The organism is Agitococcus lubricus (assembly GCF_003051055.1).
Classification (GTDB): domain Bacteria; phylum Pseudomonadota; class Gammaproteobacteria; order Pseudomonadales; family Moraxellaceae; genus Agitococcus; species Agitococcus lubricus.
Genome location: NZ_QAON01000014.1, coordinates 38,612 through 57,982, shown reverse-complemented (window position 1 = coordinate 57,982; position 19,371 = coordinate 38,612). Strand labels below are relative to the sequence as shown.

Below are 19,371 nucleotides of genomic sequence, written 5' to 3'. Positions count from 1 at the left end.
CATCAAATGATTACCGCGCTTAGGATACCAGTCAACTGTATTTTGTACGCTAGTCCTAAATATATTATTTCATGGCTAGACTATCCCTGATGAGATGAGCTAGTCACGATTAGACAGTCAGACAATGTAATGTAATAATGAAAGAAAGGTCAAGACATAAGTAGCGCGCTCGAGTCGCCGAGTTTCAGACGACACATACTGCTTTTTGCCGCTCTACCGTATCAATTTTAGTGATACTACGAAAATGAATATATGCTTAGCGAGCGTAATCAACATATCTACTAATGGTTGATTTTGACTGCACTCAATCAACACCGCGCCACTGAATCACGTTTATCTTGGGAATCTAGCTTGTTGCCGTCATTGTATTAAAGGGTCAACAAGCTCAGCTGACATCCCAATATGGTGAAGGCTTAGATTAAAATACTTTCAGTGCTGTACTAAAACTCATAAACACTTTAGGGGCAGCTACCTCTGTTGCATTGGGGTCAACTCGGTCATCAAATCCCGACCCCAAACCTACACTGATGGTTTTACGAGTATGTTCATTGACCCATTGGTAACTCAAGTCAAACCCCATCCCTAAACGTAAATAGTCGTCTCTATTGTACGAACTGGCAATGACATGTCCAATAAATGCACCTAAAAAATAGCCTGACTCATCACGCCCATTGGTAATGGGGTGTCGCCAGCCAACATTCGCGGCTACTTCACCTGTATCTGCCTCAATAAACGACCCTACACGCACATAAAAATTGCCTAAATCAGTCACTGTTTCAACATTGGCATGGAGCATATCGTTAAATAAACCAATACCTGCGTAAGTAGAGACGGGTTTAAGTTGTTTCAGTGTATGGTCAAACTTTTCTTTTATGGTCAGAGGTTTCGTCTCGTTTGTTTCATCTTCTGCTGAGGCAACAGGCAATTCGTCTGCCGTAACAACCCACGCCGAAAACATCAGGGGCAATATAGCCAACGCAGCAAAATGACGAGACATGGTAAATATCCTCGATAGCAAAATCATATAGTTATTAGTTTGACAAAGTGGCTAGCTGGCCAGTGTTATCATCATTATTCGTCTGATGTATCTACATCAATATTAATCATCTGTTTAAGGCCGAATAGTAGCGTGTTTCACGTGACTTGGCTATTCGCCCGACAAGACTATCATAAAGCGAAGTACTGCTAATAAGCAGCACTTACTCTGTTTTTTATTGTTGCTTAAGGTCTTTGGGTGAGGGAATAAAACTAGGTAATAAAGAGCCGAGCAGCATCCCTATTATCGCTGCAACTAAGCCTGCCAACTGAGGTGGCCACAAACCTTCGGGCGCAGTTGCTTCTAGGAATATCCAAACACAGACCCCTGCCACCATAGAGAATACCGCACCTTGCGTATTGGCTTTAGACCAATAGACACCTGCTGCTAAGGGCACAAAAGCGGCCACCAACGTGACTTTATACGCATTTTCGACCATTTCAAAAATGGAAGAATTTGAATTTAAGGCAAACAAGGTGACAAATACGCCAAAGACTAACACAACCGTACGGATGATATGTAAGAAGCGTTGGTCAGAGATATTCCCTAAGAAGGGACGTAGAATATTTTCTGTAAAGATAGTTGATGGCGCTAATAAAGTACCTGAAGCCGTACTCATAATCGCTGACAACAACGCACCAAAAAACATCACTTGGGCAATCACAGGCGTATGCTCCATAATGAGCGTAGGCAAGACTAATTGACTATCGGTTTCCAATAAATTAGTCACCATTTTTTCATCAATTAAAAAAGCGGAATACGCCAAAAAGATAGGTACAAAGGCAAAAATAAAATACAAACTACCACCTAATACCGCACCACGAACGGCTGTCTTTTCATCTTTTGCGGACATAACCCGTTGAAACACATCTTGCTGCGGAATAGAACCTAGAGCCAAGGTCACAAAGGCACCAATAAATGCCAAAATACCCGCCATGGTCGGCTCTGGCCAAAACTCAAATTTACCTGCATTCGAGGCATGCTCAATCACTGCCATTGTGCCGCCTTCAATTTTGCCTGTGACCACGACCCCAACAAATAACATGCCCAAGACAATGACAATCATTTGCACAAAATCGGTCATTGCTACCGACCACATCCCCCCATAAATGGTATAAACCATGACAATCGCTGCTCCCATCACAATACCAACATCATTGCTGATAGCGCCTTGTGATAAGACATTAAAGACCAAACCAAGGGCAATCATTTGCGCCGAGACCCAACCTAAATAAGACAACATAATGGCAATAGACGTCGCCAACTCAACACCACGACCATATTTTTGCTTAAAAAAATCGCCAATCGTAATCAAGTTTTTTCGGTATAAATGACGGGCAAAAAATAGACCCACAAAAATTAAGCATAAAGATGCGCCAAAGGGGTCAGACACAATACCGCCTAAACCATCGGTGATAAAGGTTGATGACGTACCTAACACAGTTTCTGAGCCAAACCATGTCGCAAACACGGTGGCTGTTGTAATGTGTAAAGGCAAGCTGCGGCCAGCAACCACATAATCTTGACTACTATGTACGCGTCTGGCGGCATACAAACCAATCGCTATAGATAACAGTAAATACAATCCAACAAAGAGATTGAGCATAACTATTTGTACTCCTTCAACAATCACAGTATTGGTACTAATGGCTCACTTAAAAGGAGCACGCTTAGGCCATCATCGTTTAGGGTTTGTTGCCGTTTGGCGTTTCAGACGATGCAGTCATCCCTATCCGCAGAGACAACATGTCCATTTGAGCAGCGCGGATTTTAAGAGCTTCATCGCAAAAAGTCGCTGTTTTTTATCGGACAATCTCGGATTTTATAAGCAAAGTTCAGGCCGTTTTCAGACCCATCGCCACTAACATCGTCTGTAGTTTGGACGAATACAAGGTGTGACTTGCGTCATACGCCGTTAAGTCTCGACGCTGCCAATAGTGTTTACGCAGTTGGTCAAAGGCTAATGCTCGCTCGCTATCTATTAAACCTAAGGTTTGGCGTAAGGCTGTATCGTCATTTACTATAGGGTAGACTTGTGCCAATACCTGATGTAAATCAGGCCATAATTGACCCGTTTCTTGGATGGACTGTAACTGACGATTGGGTGGCAAAAAATCAGCCAGTCTGTATTGCGGTTCACGCTGTAAAAATTGACATAAGGCTTGATAAATAAATGCCGTACCTTGCCATTTTCCTTCTAAGCTATAGCCTGCTATGTGTGGTGTCGCAATCGTCGTCAATGGCATGAGGTCGGCATTAGGTAAAGGCTCATGTTCCCAAACGTCCAATACAACGGCTTGTAAATAGTTTGGCCGATGCGTCAAAAAATCCAACAATGCACGGTTATCAATCGCCGCTCCTCGGCCTGTATTGATTAAAATACTCTGCTTTTTTAAGTTTTGTAGATTCTGGGCATTCAATAAATGATAGGTAGGATACGTTCCCGTCTTGGTTAAAGGGGTATGTAACGAGACAATATCCGCTTGTTCCAGTAGTTCGTTTAGTGGTAACTGCTCAATATCAGTACGCGTTACCAACGGGTCACACCCTAGTACACGCAACCCCATCTGTTGCGCCGTTTTAGCCAACAAATAACCCACATTACCTAAGCCAACAATACCCAATACACGTTGAGTAAGGTCAAATTGATACTGATTTGCCAAATGAATCAGTGCCGTCAACACATAATCGACAACACTACGTGCGTTACAACCAGGCGCCGTACTCACCGTGATGCCTTGCTCGTTCAGCCACTGCATATCCAAATGGTCTGCACCAATGGTTGCACTCCCCACAAAACGTACACGACTCTGGTCTAATAAGGCTTTATTGACTGTTGTCACCGACCGCACCAACAAAATATCCGCATCACGTACCTGCTCAGGGTGTAAATGGCGTCCTGATACGCACTCTAATTGACCTAAATGGCCAAAAAAATGGTGCACTAAGGCCATGTTTTCATCGGCAATAATACGCATAATTGTCATATAACTCTAAAATAATAGGCACAGCAGGCATAGAGACGCTAATATGCCCAGACTGCGGTGGCCACGCATTTTAACGCTAATTCATTGGCTCTCGTCTATTTTTTAAGGACATTGATTGCGACATAGCCTATACAAATAACGATATTTGCTAAGCACAATTTACGGAGCAATAAACATTAGCGCGTTAAAATTCTGCTAACTAGACAGCAAAAATAGGGTTTAATGTTATTTTTCTTAAGACTTCGCACGATCAGACTTTGATTTCGGTAGCGTCTTCGTCTTATGATACCCAAGCTAATTTCTTTAACCATAGCGACTGATTATTATCATGAACAAGGGATATTCTTTTTTACTCGTAGCTTGTCTCACTGCTGCTGTTAGCTCTACCAGCTTTGCGGCTGGCGAAAACAGTTTGCCATCAGACTTACAAGACCTAAAGTCCGACGTATTGACCTTAAACCGCGATGTGTCTCAATTAGAGAATGAATTGTTGTTCCCTAGCTCCAGCACAACCATTCTTGTCGGAGTCAATGCAGGCAGTAAACTGCGTCTAGTCGATGTCAAGCTGAGTATTGATGACCAAATCGTGAGTTATCATGCTTATTCTGAACAAGAAACCGTGGCCTTGAGCAAAGGTGGCCTACAGCGACTCTATATGGGTAATGTCAACAGCGGCTCACACAATATTCAAGCGGTTATTACTGCCTACGACGCCAACGGCAAAGACTTTCAACGCACGGTCAATTATACCTTTAGCAAAAATAGCTTACGTAAGATTGTTGAAATCAAAGCGGGTGATGACGTATCGAATGCGCAACCTGCCGTTTTTAACTTCCGTGAATGGGAAAGTAAAAACTAATCAGTTTCGTCATCAGGACAGAATAACATTATGAAGCGGATAGCGGAAAAAACATGGCGATATGCCTCCATCGCCATTGCGGTTGCCATTACAAGTCAACATGCGCACGCAGTAGACCTCAAAAAACGTTTAGACGTCTCGACGGATACACGCGAGCCAGAATTTGGCCAAATCTACTATGACTATCATTTAGGGCGTCATTTTTCTGCGCTCAATAAAGTCATTGAAGATAAAGAGAAAGGACTATTTAGTGCCGATGACCCAACGACAGAAATTTTATTGGGTGACTTATACACGGAGTTTGGTTTGCCACGCGAAGGAGATGCCGCTTTATCACGCGTTCAAGCACAAGATATTCCGTCTAGCACACGTAATGCCCCTTGGCTGCGTTATGCAAAATTACTCTATAAAATGGGGAATGATGCCCCATCCGAAAACTATTTGCGTAAACCACCGAGCAATTTAACTTCTTACCAAGAGTCAGAACGCCGTTTGATGCTGGCCAATATTCTGATTCGTAAAAAAAGCTACCCAGAAGCGATTAATCTACTCACCGACATGCGTAGTGACGGGATTACCGCCAGTTACGGTTTGTACAACTTAGGCATTGCTTATATTCAAAATAACAAACCTGAGGTCGGTATTTTTCATTTGAACGAAGTCATTCGTTTAGCGGGCACAGATGACGAAAACCTAAACCTCAAAGATAAAGCGGCATTAGCTATTGCCTATAAATACTTACAAGATAAAAAATACGCACTGGCACGCGAATCTTTATTGCGTGTACGCTTAGAAGGTCCTTACAGTAATTCTGCTTTACTAAGTTTGGCTTATTCGTATTATTTGAATAAAGACTTAGAGCAAACTTTACCCGCCGCGCTAGAGTTACAAAGTCGCAATCCTGCCGACCCTGCGGTACAAGAGGCTTTTTTGCTGGCCGCGCGCGTTTATGAAGATTTGGGTGCTCGTACACAAGCTATTGCCAGTTATCGTATTGGCGCATTAACGCTACGTGAGCAATTAGCTCAACTAGAGCGCTCCGCCTTACGCGTTGACGAAGCCAATTGGCCTGATGTCTTAGCCCCTCAACGCATGAATACCATCGATGCCGACCCCTTAAACTTAAAGACAATTCCCGCCACGAACAATGCGATTACGGCAGGCTTATTTAGTAAATTATTTGCCTCCCCTGCCTTTAACGAGGGTTTTAGACAATATCAGCAATTAGGACGTTTACAAACTTTAATAGAAGAGCGCCTGCGCGATATTACTGCCCTACAAGAAGTGGCTCAGACACTGGAAAGTCGTCGTCCCGAACTTGCGGCCAAAGAAGCACAGCTCAAAGTTTTACGCGACAAATATGTGGGTTTAGTCAAAAAATGGCAAGCCATTCAAATCAGAGCGAAGCGTCTAGGCACAAATGCAGACGCTTACTCTGAAGCAGCGACCCAAGCCGAAACCGCCCGCCTCCAACAAATCAATAAACTGATTCGTAAAGTGAGTAAACTGGGGCTAGATGAAAAACAAAGTCAAGAACTGCTCACACGTTTGAACCGCTTAAAAGATTTAACCCTGTTTGAAGTTGCTCGTCATGCGGCATCACGCGATGAGATTTATGAAAAACTGCAAGACTCCACCAATCAACTGCGCGAGACTAAGGCTCGCTTGGCTACCGTTGAAACCTTGTTAGCCGATAATAAAGCGGTGGTTCAACGAAATAACAGTCAAAAGTTTCCTAGTCTCAAAGCCAAAGCCGAAAAATTACAAGGTGAGGTAGCAGATGCCAAACTCATGTACCAAAACTATTTACGCTCATTGGCCAAGAATTTGATTGACGAACGCCGTCAACGGTTAACCGCTTATATTGCCGAAACTTATTTAGGGATGGAGCGTACTGAAAGCAAATTAGCGCCTGCTGATACAGCGCCAACCCCCAAAGCTAGTGAAAAATTATGATTGTTAAGACTTCTTTTTATCGGCTAAGTCCCTTAGCACTCGCAATCGCTTTTTTAACTGCGTGTAGTACCCCTGCGCCTACTAAACCTGTTGTTGTAGTGCCACCACCTGCCGCCATACCCAAATTCAAACCAACCTTGGCGAGCTTAGACAGTGTCAAAGTGCCTATTCTCAAAGACCCTGAGCCTGCGGCTAATTTTGCCGACCCTGCTGAACGCTTAAACAAACTACAGCCACGCACAAATCCGCTGACAGGTGTGACCGAAGTTGCTCCCAACTCTGACGGTTTAGAAGTACAAATTAACGAAAAACTCAACGAGGCGCTATACAATCAACTCGTCGCAGATGCCAAAAAAGCTAAAGACCCTGGCACAGCCACGGCCTATCTAAAGGTTGCTCGCCGACTGAAAACAGGCTCTGGCAGTGCAGCCGATAAAGCCGAACAAGAAATGCTCGAGAAAAATGTAGATTTTTACCAAGATTTACTTGAGCGTATGCCTGCGTCGGAATCACGTGCTGAAATTTACTATGAGCTTGCTAAAAACTATGACTTACTCACCAAAAAAGAAGAGTCAGTTGCCGCCTTAAAAATGATTGCGGAGAAATATCCAAGCTCCCCCCATTTGACAGAAGTACGTTTCCGTTTGGCAGAAGATGCCTTTGCCAATCGTCGATTTTTAGAAGCCGCTGACTATTACGGTAAAGTCCTCAGCGACAAAAAAACAGATTTCTATGACCAATCCTTATACAAACGGGGTTGGTCATTTTATCGTGCCTCCGATTACGAATCTGCTTTACCTGAATTCTTTGGTTTTGCTGAAAAAATTTGGATAAAACCTAAAAAAAGCAAACAAGAACAAGAAGCGCTAGATGATGCTCTAGAAGTGATTAGCTTATCTTTTATTCAATTAGAAGGGGCTAAATCTGCCGATGTGTATTTTGATAAAGTCGGTGAAAAGTTCTATGAATCTATTATTTACAACAACTTAGCCAAAGCCTATATTGGCAAAAAACTGTACAAAGAAGCAGCCGATACGTATAACTCTTTTATAAATCGTCATCCCTTTGACCCCACTGCGCCTGACTTAAGTACAGCGGTCATTAATGTCTATGAATTAGGCGGCTTTCCTTCTTTAGTGGTGACTGCCAAAGAAGATTTTGTTAAACACTATGATGCAAATAGCGCATTCTGGCAACAAGCCGATGAGGCCACCCGTACTAAACTAAGGCCTACCTTAGAAGGTCATATTGTAGACCTTGCTAAACATTATCATGCCCTAGCACAAATCAACAATCTACCGACAGATTATCAAAAAGCAGCAACATGGTATCGTGCGCATTTGAGCCTAAACCCCAAAGAAGAAGATGCCATTGTGGTTAATCAATTGCTCGCCGAAGTGTTATATTCTGCAAAAGACTATAAAAGTGCGATTGTCGAATTTGAAAAGACCGCTTACGAATACAACAATCCCAAAGGCGCAGAATCGGCGTATTTTGCCCTCCTGAGTTATCAAGACTGGGATAAATCGTTGGCCAACGACCTTGCCGCACGCAAAGATATTTTCCCTAAACGGGCAGCGAGCACTTACAAATTTGCAGAAAAGTTCCCACAAGACCCTAACACAGCCGTCGTAATGCAAGGCGTTATTCAGTATATTGTTGATAACTACACCAGTTATGATGACAGTGCAAAACAACTGAGTGCTGACCTAGAAGCGAATATTTTCAAATTTGCTGCTAGTCAACCTCAAGATAAAAATGCCGCCTTATTATTACAAGGTCTGACCAATCTTTATTTGAATTTCAAAGACTTTGATGGTGCAGTACGCACTTCACAAACTTTATTGGCCATGAATCCCCCTGTTGACGAAAAACTACGTTTAGATGCAACCGCGATTATTGCGAATGCGTATTTCGATAAAGGGAATTGGGAAGAAGCCGATAAATCGTATCAACAAGTATTGGCATTTAATATCGCCGACAGCAAGCAAAAAGCCAGCTATCAAGACCGTTTAGCAACGACGTATTATCGTCAAGCCGAAAAATTCCGCGACGACAAAAATCCCGAACAAGCCGCACAGGCCTTCTTAAAAGCCGCACAAGCAGCCGCAGACCCCAAACTACGTGCAAGCTCTGACTTTGATGCTGCCACTGTCTTGTTAAATGGCGAAAAATATAAAGAAGCTATTCCCGTCTTAATTGCTTTTCGCGATAAATACCCTGACAACCCATTGAGCCAAGATATTCCAGAAAAGCTGGCAGTCGCCTATGAAAAAACGGATGACTTATCCAACGCAGCCCAACAGTATCAAGTCATTGCTGCACGCGACCTCAAGAAAAATCCTGCCGCCGCACGTGAGGCACTGTGGTTAGCTGCTGAAACCTATGAAAAAATTAAACAACCCGAAGCAGCCATCAAGGTGTATCAACAATATATTGCGGATACCAATAATCCCGTTGACCAACGTGCCGAAGCAACTTTCCGCTTATACACGTATTACAGCAAAAATAACCTCAACACCGAAGCACAAAATAGCTTAAAGAGCTTGGCACAAACCTACGATAAACTCGCAGACAAAGCCAGCCCACGTGTTCGTTATTTTGGCGCGATGGCTCACTTCAAAATGAGTCAACCTTTATATGATAGTTTTGCAGCGATTACTCTCAAACAGCCCTTAAAAGTGAGTTTGGCGGCCAAGAAAAAGGCCATGCAAGCGGCATTAGGTGCCTATAACAAAGTTGCCCTGATTGGCGTTGCTGAATTTACCACAGCAGCCAACTATCAACAGGCACAAATCTATCAAAAACTCTCGGCAGACCTATTAGCGAGTGAACGTCCTAAAGGTTTGAGTGAACTCGAATTAGAGCAATATGGTATTTTACTTGAGGAGCAAGCAGAACCCTTAGCAGACAAAGCAATAGGCATTTATACCGTGAATGCCAATTTGGTTAAAGAGCAAGTCTATGACAGCTATGTCCAAAAAAGCTTTGCTGCACTCGCCGAATTATCGCCTGGTCGTTATAAAAAGACTGAGCTAGTAGAAAGCAGTATCGACGAGATTTATTGAGGAATCAGTTATGCTCAACACCAAACAACTCGGATTGACGATTTTAATGGGCAGCTTATTAGCTGCCTGCGCCTCTTCTCCCAAAAAAGCCGTTGTTGAAGAGCCTACAACAGCCACCACAACAGCCGTAAGCGAAAGTACCGAACCTGATTTAGAAAAACTCGCCAAAGAGCGCGCAGCTCAAGGTATTGTCAAAAAAGACGACGTTAAAGAAGTCACTAAAGCGGCCGTCGATACCTCTCAAGAACCAGAGCTTCCACCCGTTTCTGATGAACAAAAGAAACTGGCTGCGCCTGTATTAGCAGACTATCAACAGGCACTGACCTTACTCAAGGCGCAACAATGGGACGACGCCTATAACAAATTTGAAGAAGTACAAGCCAAAGCTCCCCAGTTTGTAGGCCCTGTACTTAACCAAGTCCTCATTCGTATTCAACAGCAAAACTTTAAAGAAGCCGATTTGCTACTCAAAAAAGCACAGGGTATTAATAGTAAAAATCCCTACATCTATAACTTACAGGGTTTTGTTTTACGTCAACAAGGTCAATTTGTAGAATCTCGCAAAGCCTATGAACAGGCCTTAACCATCAGTCCTAAGTATGCAAAAGCGCACTTTAATTTAGGTGTATTGGCGGATTTGTATTTGCAAGACCTCCCCTTTGCCTTACAACATTATGAAGCCTATCAAGCACTACAAACCAAACCCGATGCAACCGTAGCCAAATGGATTGTAGATTTACAAAAGCGAACAGGCGTGTATAAACCTCCAGTTAAGGCTAAAGTAGAAGAAGTCATTGTTGAGGAAACACCAACACCAGAAGCAACACCTGCCAGTGAATCTGCACCCAGTCCGAATAATGACGTAGCCCCTGCTAAAGAAACTGTGACGCCTGATAACACAAGCACGAAGGCTGTTGATAGTCAAACGGATAAGAGTCCAACAGCCAATCCTGAGACCACAAACACCGATAACACCACAGCCAGTCCAAATCAAGCAGACAACTCAAGCACGCCTGTTGTGATGCCTGTTAATACAACGGCTACAAATACCAAAAGCAACAAAAAGGGCAAAAAACAGGCAAAAAACACCCAGAACGTGAAGCCAAACACTGCCACTGTTTCGCAAGAAGCCGTACAATCTACGCCAGTAGAACAAACAACAACGGTCAATGCTGAAAACTCAGCGGCCGCAGGAGCGCAGCCATGATGAAATCCGTATTACTCTGTAGCTGTTTAGTCATCTCAAGCATCAGTGTTGCTGCCGATAAAGCGGCCACCACTAAAAAGCCTGCTAAAGCAAGCAGCAGCGATGTGGATATTAAATTTGGGACAGATGTGATTGGTAGCCAAGATGCGCCATTAGAGCTCAACTTAGTGCCATGGAAAGATAAAGAAAACTATCTGCCCAAAAATCCTATCACAGCCTCTGTTTTACAAGAGACCTTAGAGCCTATCGACAGGGATGTAGTTTCTCGCGAAGTGAATTTTGCTCGCGCACTACAAGAATTATCAACCATTAAAACACCTTGATTTTTTATTTTAAATAACAGGAGTATCACCATCATGATGTCAGTCGTTCGTTTTATTCAAGACGGTGGGTTCTTTATGTACCCCATTCTTTTAATTCTTTTTGTCGGTGTTGGTATCACTATCGAACGCTTTATTTTCTTAAATCGTGTCAAAAATACTAACAAAGCACTTTGGGATGAAATTTTTCCCGTCATTCAAAAAGGTGATACGCAAAAAGCTTTAAAAGCTGTAAAAGATAATGACTCTGAAATTGGTCGTATTTTAGCTTATGGTTTAGAACGCAACGAAACCGCCCGTCGTGTGGAAGATGTTGAAACCGCGATGGAAGAAGCCTTAATGGAAGTTTTACCACGCCTAGAGGCACGTACGCCATTTATTGCCACCTTTGCTAACATTTCTACCTTATTAGGTTTGTTAGGTACGGTACAAGGTTTGATTATTGCGTTCGCCGCTGTTGCTAATGCTGACCCCGCACAAAAAGGTGACTTATTATCTAGCTCAATTTCGGTTGCCATGAACACGACTGCGTTTGGTTTGGTGGTTGCGATTCCATTATTGTTAGCCTATGCCTTTTTACAAAGCCGCACAGGTGAAGTCGTTGAAAGTTTAGAAATGGCTTCCGTTAAACTCCTCAATATTTTACGTCAAATTCGTAACAACGCTTAAGACTTGGATTTAATGCGTTGCTATAGAAGAGGAGTTGATTATGCGGTCACGCCTTAAAAAAGCTCGTGACACGAATCCCGAATTAGATATCACCTCATTTATGAATTTAATGGTGATTTTAATTCCATTCTTGTTACTAAATGCAGTGTTTACACAAGTCGCTGTGCTACAGGTATCTATGCCTAGTGGTGGTGCTGGTGCGGCTGCTGAGCAAAAGAAACCCTTGGTTTTGGAAGTCGTGGTGTATAAAAACAAGTTTTTAGTTGCCGACCGTCAAACTGGCCCGCTAAAAACCATACCCACTAACGACAAAGGGGAATTAGACTATCAAGCACTCAACGATTATTTACGCACAGTAAAGACTCAGTACCCGCTCGTCACTGAAGCGAGTATATTGCTTGAGCAAGATACCCCCTACGATAAATTGATTCATACAATGGATGCGGTGCGCATTGTGGTCAGTACCGAAACAGGCAAACTTGCACGTTATGCACTTTTTCCTGATGTCAGTATTGGTGATGCCCCACCCGACACAATGGGAGGTGCTCAATGAATAAAAGCCCTCATGTAAAACGTCATGAGCGTTTACAACGTCGTCTTAAAGGGGGTCAAGCGACTTTAAGTTTAACCTCACTGATGGATATCTTTACCATTTTGGTGTTCTTCTTGCTTGTTAACTCCAGCAATCCTGCCAAATTGCCAGATACTAAAGACTTAAAGTTACCGCAGTCGATTGCCGAAAAAGACCCTAAAGAAAATTTAGTGGTTATGATTACCAATAAAGATATTTTGGTTCAAGATATGCAGGTGAGTTCAGTCGCCGCAGTGATGGCATTAAAAAATGATATCATTCCAGCGTTGTCGACCGAGTTAAAGTATCGCGCCTCAAAAACGACGCCACCACTGAATGAACAAGGCGTTCCTGAACGCGAAATCACTATTTTAGGCGACCAAAACACGCCCTACAGTGTGATTCGTAAAGTCATGGCGACGTGTAGCGACAGTGACTACGCAAAGATATCCTTTGCTGTCGTGCGTGGAGGTAAAAAATAATGTCAGCATTACTGATTAAAAGTTTTTTACCTTGGGACGAACTCCCAAATGATTCCAAACGCGCCAAACGCATTAACTATATTGCATTAGCCATTTCTATTATTTGTTTTGTCGTGATTCCGTGGATTAAAGTTCCGCCCATACCGCGTAATGAAGCCGTTGTCCCAGAACGGATTGCACGTATTGTTGAACGTAAAATAGAGCTTCCCCCTCCTCCTCCTAAACCGATTGAGAAGAAAGAGTCTAAAAAAGACGTTGCAGAAGACAAACCCAAACCACAGGACAAACCCAAACCAGTAGAAATTAAAGAAGAACCAGTAGCCAAAGCCAAACCAACTGAAAGTCAGGTAAAAGCAGCACGCCAAAAAGCGCAAGAAGCCCTCTCATCTGTTGCCGATGATTTAGCCGACTTACGTGATATGGACGTTGTTGCCACCTCCAAACCCAATATTGGCGGTGCATTGCAAAAAGATAGCGGTGCGCCCGTTGGCACAAGCCGTAATATGATTACAGCAAAAGCAGGTGCAGGCTCAGGCGCAGTAGGAGCCTACACGGGCGCTGCTAGCTCTGGTTATGGCGGAGGCACAGCGGGAGGCAAAGGCGGTACGGGTAACTATAACCTAGGCAATAAAGGCACCAAAGATATGAAAGGTGGCCTCATTGCGGGTGGTGATGGCGCTAATACTGGCGGTGGTGGTGACGGGAGCAAAACACGTGGCGAAGGGGGTATTGGTAAACGGACGACCGAAAATATTCGTCGTGTATTTGACCAAAATGGCGGTCGCCTCAATCAGGCCTATCAACGTGCCTTAAAAGATGACCCCAGCATGGAAGGGACTATTAAGTTAAAACTCACCATTGACCCCAGTGGTAAAGTGACTAACTGTGAAGTCGCTTCTAGTGACCTTAACAACCCTGATTTAGAAAATAAAATTGTTGCAATGGTCAAAGGTTTTAACTTTGGCGAGGACAATGTTGAGGTTTGGAAAGGACAATATCCTGTCAATTTCTATCCCAACTAAATCAAGTTTGTGACTAAAGGCGCGAATTTCGCGCCTTTTTTTATCGGAAAGTATTGTCCTTTAGTGACAATTTCGCTTTTTTAGAGTATCCTTGCCGCCCTGAATCCGGAGGCGTGGCCGAGCGGTTTAAGGCACCGGTCTTGAAAACCGGCGACGGTTTACCCCGTCCGTGAGTTCGAATCTCACCACCTCCGCCATATTTTTGTGATGATGTCGAACATCATCACACACCCTTAATACTGTTCTATGGTATTAAGGTAAAACAGCTACCTTAGAGCAAATCTCTGTATAGGTATTAGGTACAAATATAATATTAAGACCTTACTCCATTACAGAGACTAACCGTCATGTGTTTTAGCTAAACTAAAACCTATTTGTACTATGTGACAGCAAGCTCTAGTTTTTGAATCACATGACATATCAGAAAACTGATATGTCACACTTTCTTTATTACCACTATCAGGTCACCCCTGTAGTGCATGGATGTTTTTTAGTTGATTGGGCCTCACACCATGAGTCAAACTATTGTCAATGCTCCCTCTTTTGTCAAACATACAAAACTTATCGCTTGGGTCGCCGAAATTGCGGCACTTACACAACCAGACCGCATCGAATGGTGTGATGGGAGTGAAGAGGAAAATCAACGCTTGTTAGACCTGATGGTCAGTACAGGCATGATGCGCAAGCTAAACCCCGAAAAACGTCCTAACTCTTACCTCGCCAGCTCTGACCCTTCCGATGTTGCGCGCGTTGAAGAACGTACCTTTATTTGCTCTGCTAAACGTGAAGATGCAGGCCCAACCAATAATTGGGAAGACCCTGCGGTTATGCGTGATAAATTAAACGGTTTATTCGCAGGCTGCATGCGTGGACGTACCTTGTATGTCGTTCCATTCTCTATGGGGCCATTAGGTAGCCATATTGCACAAATTGGTGTTGAGTTATCAGATAGCCCTTATGTCGTTGTCAATATGCGTATCATGGCGCGTATGGGCAAAGCTGTTTATGATGTTTTAGGTGAAAATGGCAATTTTGTACCCTGTGTGCATACGGTTGGCCAACCGATTTTAACGGCTGCCGATGACGTTAAATGGCCATGTAATCCCGAAAAATACATTGTTCATTACCCAGAAACTCGTGAAATCTGGTCATTTGGTTCTGGATACGGTGGTAATGCCCTATTAGGTAAAAAATGTTTAGCCTTACGTATTGCTTCTGTGATGGGACGTGATGAAGGTTGGTTAGCTGAACATATGTTAATTTTAGGCGTGACTAATCCACAAGGCGAAAAGCACTATGTTGCTGCGGCCTTCCCTTCTGCCTGCGGTAAAACTAACTTTGCTATGTTAGTCCCCCCTGCAGGTTTTGAAGGCTGGAAAATTGAAACTGTGGGTGACGATATCGCTTGGTTAAAACCCGGTGCAGATGGCCGTTTATATGCCATCAATCCAGAAGCAGGTTTCTTTGGTGTCGCACCCGGTACTAACACCACGACTAACCCGAATTGTATGGCGACTTTAGATAAAAACGTCATCTTTACGAATGTTGCCTTAACAGATGATGGCGATGTATGGTGGGAAGGTCTAAGCAAAACTGCACCAGCCCATTTGATTGACTGGACAGGTCAAGATTGGACGCCCGATTGTGGTCGTAAAGCCGCTCATCCCAATTCTCGCTTTACTGTGTCTGCGGGTCAATGTCCATCAATCGATGCAGATTGGGAAAATCCGAATGGCGTCCCAATTTCTGCCTTTATTTTTGGTGGTCGCCGTGGCGATACCATGCCTCTGGTTGTAGAAGCAACCGACTGGCAAGATGGGGTCTACAAAGCAGCAACGATGGGTTCAGAAACTACCGCTGCGGCGGTTGGGCAACAAGGTGTTGTGCGTCGTGACCCCTTTGCAATGTTGCCGTTCTGTGGCTATCACGTTGGTGACTATTTCGCACATTGGTTAACTGTAGGTGAAAAACTTGCAGCGTCTGGTGCCAAGCTACCCAAAATCTTCAATGTGAACTGGTTCCGTACCGATGCCAATGGCAAATTTATTTGGCCTGGTTTTGGTCAAAATATGCGCGTCTTACAATGGATTATTGACCGCTGTGAAAACCGTGCTACAGGTCAAGACACCCCAATTGGTGTTGTGCCACGTTATGAAGATTTATCTTGGGAAGGTAGTGAGTTTAGCCAAGAGCTTTTCACTGCTGTCACTAGCCAAGATAAAGCCGCTTGGCAACGTGAATTAGCCAGCCATGATGAGCTATTTAGTAAAATTGCTGACAAATTACCTGCCAGCTTAAAAACACGTCGTCAGACACTCGGTGAAAAAATAGACGTTTAATATCCGTCTTTTGTTCATCAAAAGGACGCTTCTTAGCGTCCTTTTTATTTTGTAGCAATTAAGTTTTTATTAAGTTTCGCGTTCTTGTGCCTTGTTATCATATAACAGTCGTTATTATGGTTGGCACATTATGCCCTTTTCCTTACACAAAGCCCTCATTATTCCCTTGTTTATCAGCACATTGGTCGGCCTATTATTTTTGTTGACACCCCTCGATTTTATGGTAGGTGACTTTTTTTTTAGGTATGGTGAATTCATTGGCCGCGACAGTTGGTGGGCAGACCGACTCATTCATAAAGGCGGCGGCAAACTCATTTTTACCATTGCGCTTGCCAGTTTATTGATGGCTATAGCCAGCTTAAAAATTCCTCATTTACGTCCATACCGTCAAGTGGCGCTTTACATTTTATTATGTATTGCGTTAGGCACGGGCTTGGTTAATCTCCTTAAACATATAACCAATATGGATTGTCCTTGGGACTTAACCCGTTACGGTGGTCATGTTACTTTTTATGGTCTATGGCGTGATAAACCTGAATATTTAGGAATTAGTCAATGTTTTCCCGGTGGCCATTCTTCGGGGGCTTTTTCGCTATTTAGCTTATATTTTGTTTGTTTACACTACAAACCACGGTGGGCAAGTAGCATTTTGACGGTTGTGATTAGCTTAGGGACGTTATTTGGACTGGGTCAGTGGGCACGCGGAGCGCATTTTCCTTCTCACGATTTTAGTTCTGCTATCATTTGTTGGTATGTCTGTTTAGCCCTATATTTCCCCTTTCATAAAGCACTCACTGGTTTAGCAAGGCTGAGTCCCTCAAGAGATGAAACAACCTTACACCTCAAGTCTCTTGAACCTTAAGTACTAAACTCAAGCTGTATAAGGATGTTTGAGGATAGTGAGCGAGGCAACAAACAGGTTGACCGCGCTCAGTACACGTATGGCTGCTTTATAAAGGGCACTAGAGATAAGGCTGATAATCTTCTACGTCTAATTGTTCGGGCTTTAAAAAGGTTTTCGCATAGGTGTACCAAACCTTCGCTTCTAAAAACAAATGGTATAAATCCCCATCAATATGATTTTGGTTACGCATTCTTTGCAAAATAGACAAGGCCTGTGAAATTTTCATCGCAGGTTTATAAGGGCGCTCACTGGCGGTCAGTGCTTCAAAAATATCTGCTATCGCCATCATACGGGCTGGCCAAGACATTTGCTCTCGTCTTAAGCCCTTAGGAAAACCTGTACCATCCATTTTTTCATGATGACCACCCGCATACTCAGGTACACGTTTCAAATTCTTAGGAAAAGGTAAAGACTCTAACATTTGAATTGTGACCGTCATGTGGTCATTAATTTTTTGGCGCTCATCAAAACTAATAGTGCCACGCTCGATACACAAAAAACTCACTTCTTCAGGAGTGAGTAAGGGCTGTCGTTGGCCTTTAGTATCTTGCCAATATTGCTCAGCAATGGCGTGTATCCGTGCTTTCGCCTCTGGACTCATAAACTCACCGCCTTTGTTAGCTATTTCAATAAAGGCACAATCTTGCGCTAATGCCTCTAAGGTTTGTGCTAATTCTTGCGCTAATTCGGCTTGTGCTAACGGCATAGCCAACATTTTCTTTACATAAGCCGTTTCTGTTTGTGCCATCAATGCGGCAAAACGCGCTTTTACTGTATCAATGCCATCATGTAGTAAATGCAATTTAGTCGCTTTATCTAATAAATAATCAGGAGTGGCTAATTTGCCACAGTCATGTAACCATGAAGCCACTCTTAGCTCATACCAGTCACTTTCATCTAAATCAAAATCTTTCAGTGGCCCTTCTTGCGTAGCACAAGCCGCTTTAGCAATTAACTCTGTCAGTGCAGGAACACGTTGGCAATGGGCAGAGGTATGTGAGGATTTGGCGTCAATGGCTTGTGCAATAACTTGTACAAAGGCATCGAGTAAGTTTTTATGGTCTTGTAAAAGAATTTGATTTTCTAAGGCAATTGCGGCACTGGAAGCTAAAGCAGCAACAATGGGTTCAATTTGTGGACTAAAAGAGATGGTTTGCCCCGTTTGTGCATCTCTGGCATTAACAAGCTGCAAGACACCAATCACTTCGTCGGCATGGTTACACAAGGGGACTGTTAAAAAGGATTGGGAACGATAATTTGCCCGCGCATCAAAGGCTTTCGTTCCAGAAAAATCTAAATGTTTAGCACAATAGGCATCTGCAATATTTTCCATTTTGCGTGTTAAGGCAGTATGAGTGGCAATATTATTATGATTCGGTGTGCCATCATCTCGGTATAGAGGTAAGGGTGCAAACGGGATGGGTCGGCCTGACGTGCCGCCTAAGGTTAAATTCAGCGAGTTATTACGCAGAATTTCAAACTCTAAGACTTGTTTGTTGTGCTTTTCTTTTAGCAAATACAAAGTGCCGCCGTCTGCGCCTGTAAAGTCTTGAGCGGCATCCAATATTTTTTCAAAGAGTCGTGCCGTGTTACGCTCACTCGACAGCGCGGTACTGATTTCAATTAAACGCCAAAAAATATCTTTATCCAATTCGACTTGTGCCATCTTGACTCAACCCAGACTATATATCACGCCATAACACTGAAGGATTGCTAGCGATACTGACTCAAGTACGCACATTCATATCCCTTCATAACACTTTAGCATACTCTTTGTGCAATATAACTTTTTGTCTGAACGGGATTTGTTAGCTATGTATCAAATCTTAATGGATAGTGATATTGACGCTCTTGGTTCTTTAGACATATCCGCTATGAAATTCGCGACTATGTTGGGTCGAGAGGATGCAGGGTCTTAAAGTCCTGATATAATCGCGCATTATTTTTTAGT

15 protein-coding genes and 1 tRNA gene are annotated in these 19,371 nt (G+C 43.3%); 12 read left to right on the top strand and 4 right to left on the bottom strand.

The window, feature by feature from the left end; translation table 11 throughout:
* Positions 1-418: 418 nt before the first annotated feature.
* The 3 genes from C8N29_RS12925 to C8N29_RS12915 form a co-directional block, all read right to left on the bottom strand.
* Positions 419-997 (bottom strand): hypothetical protein, encoded by a 579-nt coding sequence (locus tag C8N29_RS12925; RefSeq protein WP_107866486.1) that lies wholly within the window; start codon positions 995-997, stop codon positions 419-421.
* Positions 998-1,211: 214 nt separating this feature from the next.
* Positions 1,212-2,642 carry a high affinity choline transporter 1 gene (locus C8N29_RS12920; RefSeq protein WP_107866485.1) on the bottom strand — a complete coding sequence of 477 codons (1,431 nt, stop codon included), beginning with the start codon at positions 2,640-2,642 and terminating at the stop codon, positions 1,212-1,214.
* Between the two features lie 229 nt (positions 2,643-2,871).
* Entirely contained in the window at positions 2,872-4,023 is a 1,152-nt protein-coding gene (locus C8N29_RS12915) for a 4-phosphoerythronate dehydrogenase (protein WP_239987169.1), read from the bottom strand.
* Between the two features lie 328 nt (positions 4,024-4,351).
* On the opposite strand from C8N29_RS12915, the gene C8N29_RS12910 reads away from it, so the two are divergent.
* From C8N29_RS12910 to C8N29_RS12855, 12 genes are all read left to right on the top strand, one after another.
* Positions 4,352-4,882, top strand: a complete 531-nt coding sequence (locus C8N29_RS12910; protein ID WP_107866484.1) for a hypothetical protein — start codon at positions 4,352-4,354, stop codon at positions 4,880-4,882.
* Positions 4,883-4,912: 30 nt separating this feature from the next.
* Positions 4,913-6,838, top strand: coding sequence for a tetratricopeptide repeat protein (locus C8N29_RS12905; RefSeq protein WP_107866483.1), 1,926 nt, complete (start codon positions 4,913-4,915; stop codon positions 6,836-6,838).
* On the top strand, positions 6,835-9,906 hold the full coding sequence (locus C8N29_RS12900; protein WP_107866482.1) for a tetratricopeptide repeat protein: 3,072 nt from the start codon (positions 6,835-6,837) through the stop codon (positions 9,904-9,906). The genes C8N29_RS12905 and C8N29_RS12900 overlap by 4 nt, the downstream gene beginning before the upstream one ends.
* 10 nt (positions 9,907-9,916) lie before the next feature.
* Positions 9,917-11,113, top strand: coding sequence for a tetratricopeptide repeat protein (locus tag C8N29_RS12895; protein ID WP_107866481.1), 1,197 nt, complete (start codon positions 9,917-9,919; stop codon positions 11,111-11,113).
* Positions 11,110-11,436: a hypothetical protein gene (locus tag C8N29_RS12890; protein WP_107866480.1), complete on the top strand. Its 327-nt coding sequence runs from the start codon at positions 11,110-11,112 to the stop codon at positions 11,434-11,436. Before C8N29_RS12895 ends, C8N29_RS12890 begins: the two co-directional genes overlap by 4 nt.
* Positions 11,437-11,469: 33 nt before the next feature.
* Entirely contained in the window at positions 11,470-12,102 is a 633-nt protein-coding gene (locus C8N29_RS12885) for a MotA/TolQ/ExbB proton channel family protein (protein ID WP_204509356.1), read from the top strand.
* A 40-nt stretch (positions 12,103-12,142) separates the two neighbouring features.
* Positions 12,143-12,655 carry an ExbD/TolR family protein gene (locus C8N29_RS12880; protein WP_107866478.1) on the top strand — a complete coding sequence of 171 codons (513 nt, stop codon included), beginning with the start codon at positions 12,143-12,145 and terminating at the stop codon, positions 12,653-12,655.
* The gene (locus C8N29_RS12875) at positions 12,652-13,155 is read left to right on the top strand and encodes an ExbD/TolR family protein (RefSeq protein WP_107866477.1); all 504 of its coding nucleotides are present in this window, start codon (positions 12,652-12,654) and stop codon (positions 13,153-13,155) included. The genes C8N29_RS12880 and C8N29_RS12875 overlap by 4 nt, the downstream gene beginning before the upstream one ends.
* A complete protein-coding gene (locus C8N29_RS12870; RefSeq protein WP_107866476.1) occupies positions 13,155-14,177 on the top strand; it encodes an AgmX/PglI C-terminal domain-containing protein in 1,023 nt (340 codons plus the stop codon). The genes C8N29_RS12875 and C8N29_RS12870 overlap by 1 nt, the downstream gene beginning before the upstream one ends.
* A 107-nt stretch (positions 14,178-14,284) precedes the next feature.
* A tRNA-Ser gene (locus C8N29_RS12865) sits at positions 14,285-14,374 on the top strand.
* A 315-nt stretch (positions 14,375-14,689) separates the two neighbouring features.
* Complete coding sequence (locus tag C8N29_RS12860; RefSeq protein ID WP_107866475.1) at positions 14,690-16,516, top strand: phosphoenolpyruvate carboxykinase (GTP); 1,827 nt, start codon at positions 14,690-14,692, stop codon at positions 16,514-16,516.
* Between the two features lie 130 nt (positions 16,517-16,646).
* Entirely contained in the window at positions 16,647-17,378 is a 732-nt protein-coding gene (locus C8N29_RS12855; protein ID WP_107866474.1) for a phosphatase PAP2 family protein, read from the top strand.
* A 100-nt stretch (positions 17,379-17,478) separates the two neighbouring features.
* Here the strand turns inward: C8N29_RS12855 and C8N29_RS12850 are convergent, their stop codons facing one another.
* Positions 17,479-19,086: an HD domain-containing phosphohydrolase gene (locus C8N29_RS12850; protein WP_107866473.1), complete on the bottom strand. Its 1,608-nt coding sequence runs from the start codon at positions 19,084-19,086 to the stop codon at positions 17,479-17,481.
* Between the last annotated feature and the right edge of the window lie 285 nt (positions 19,087-19,371).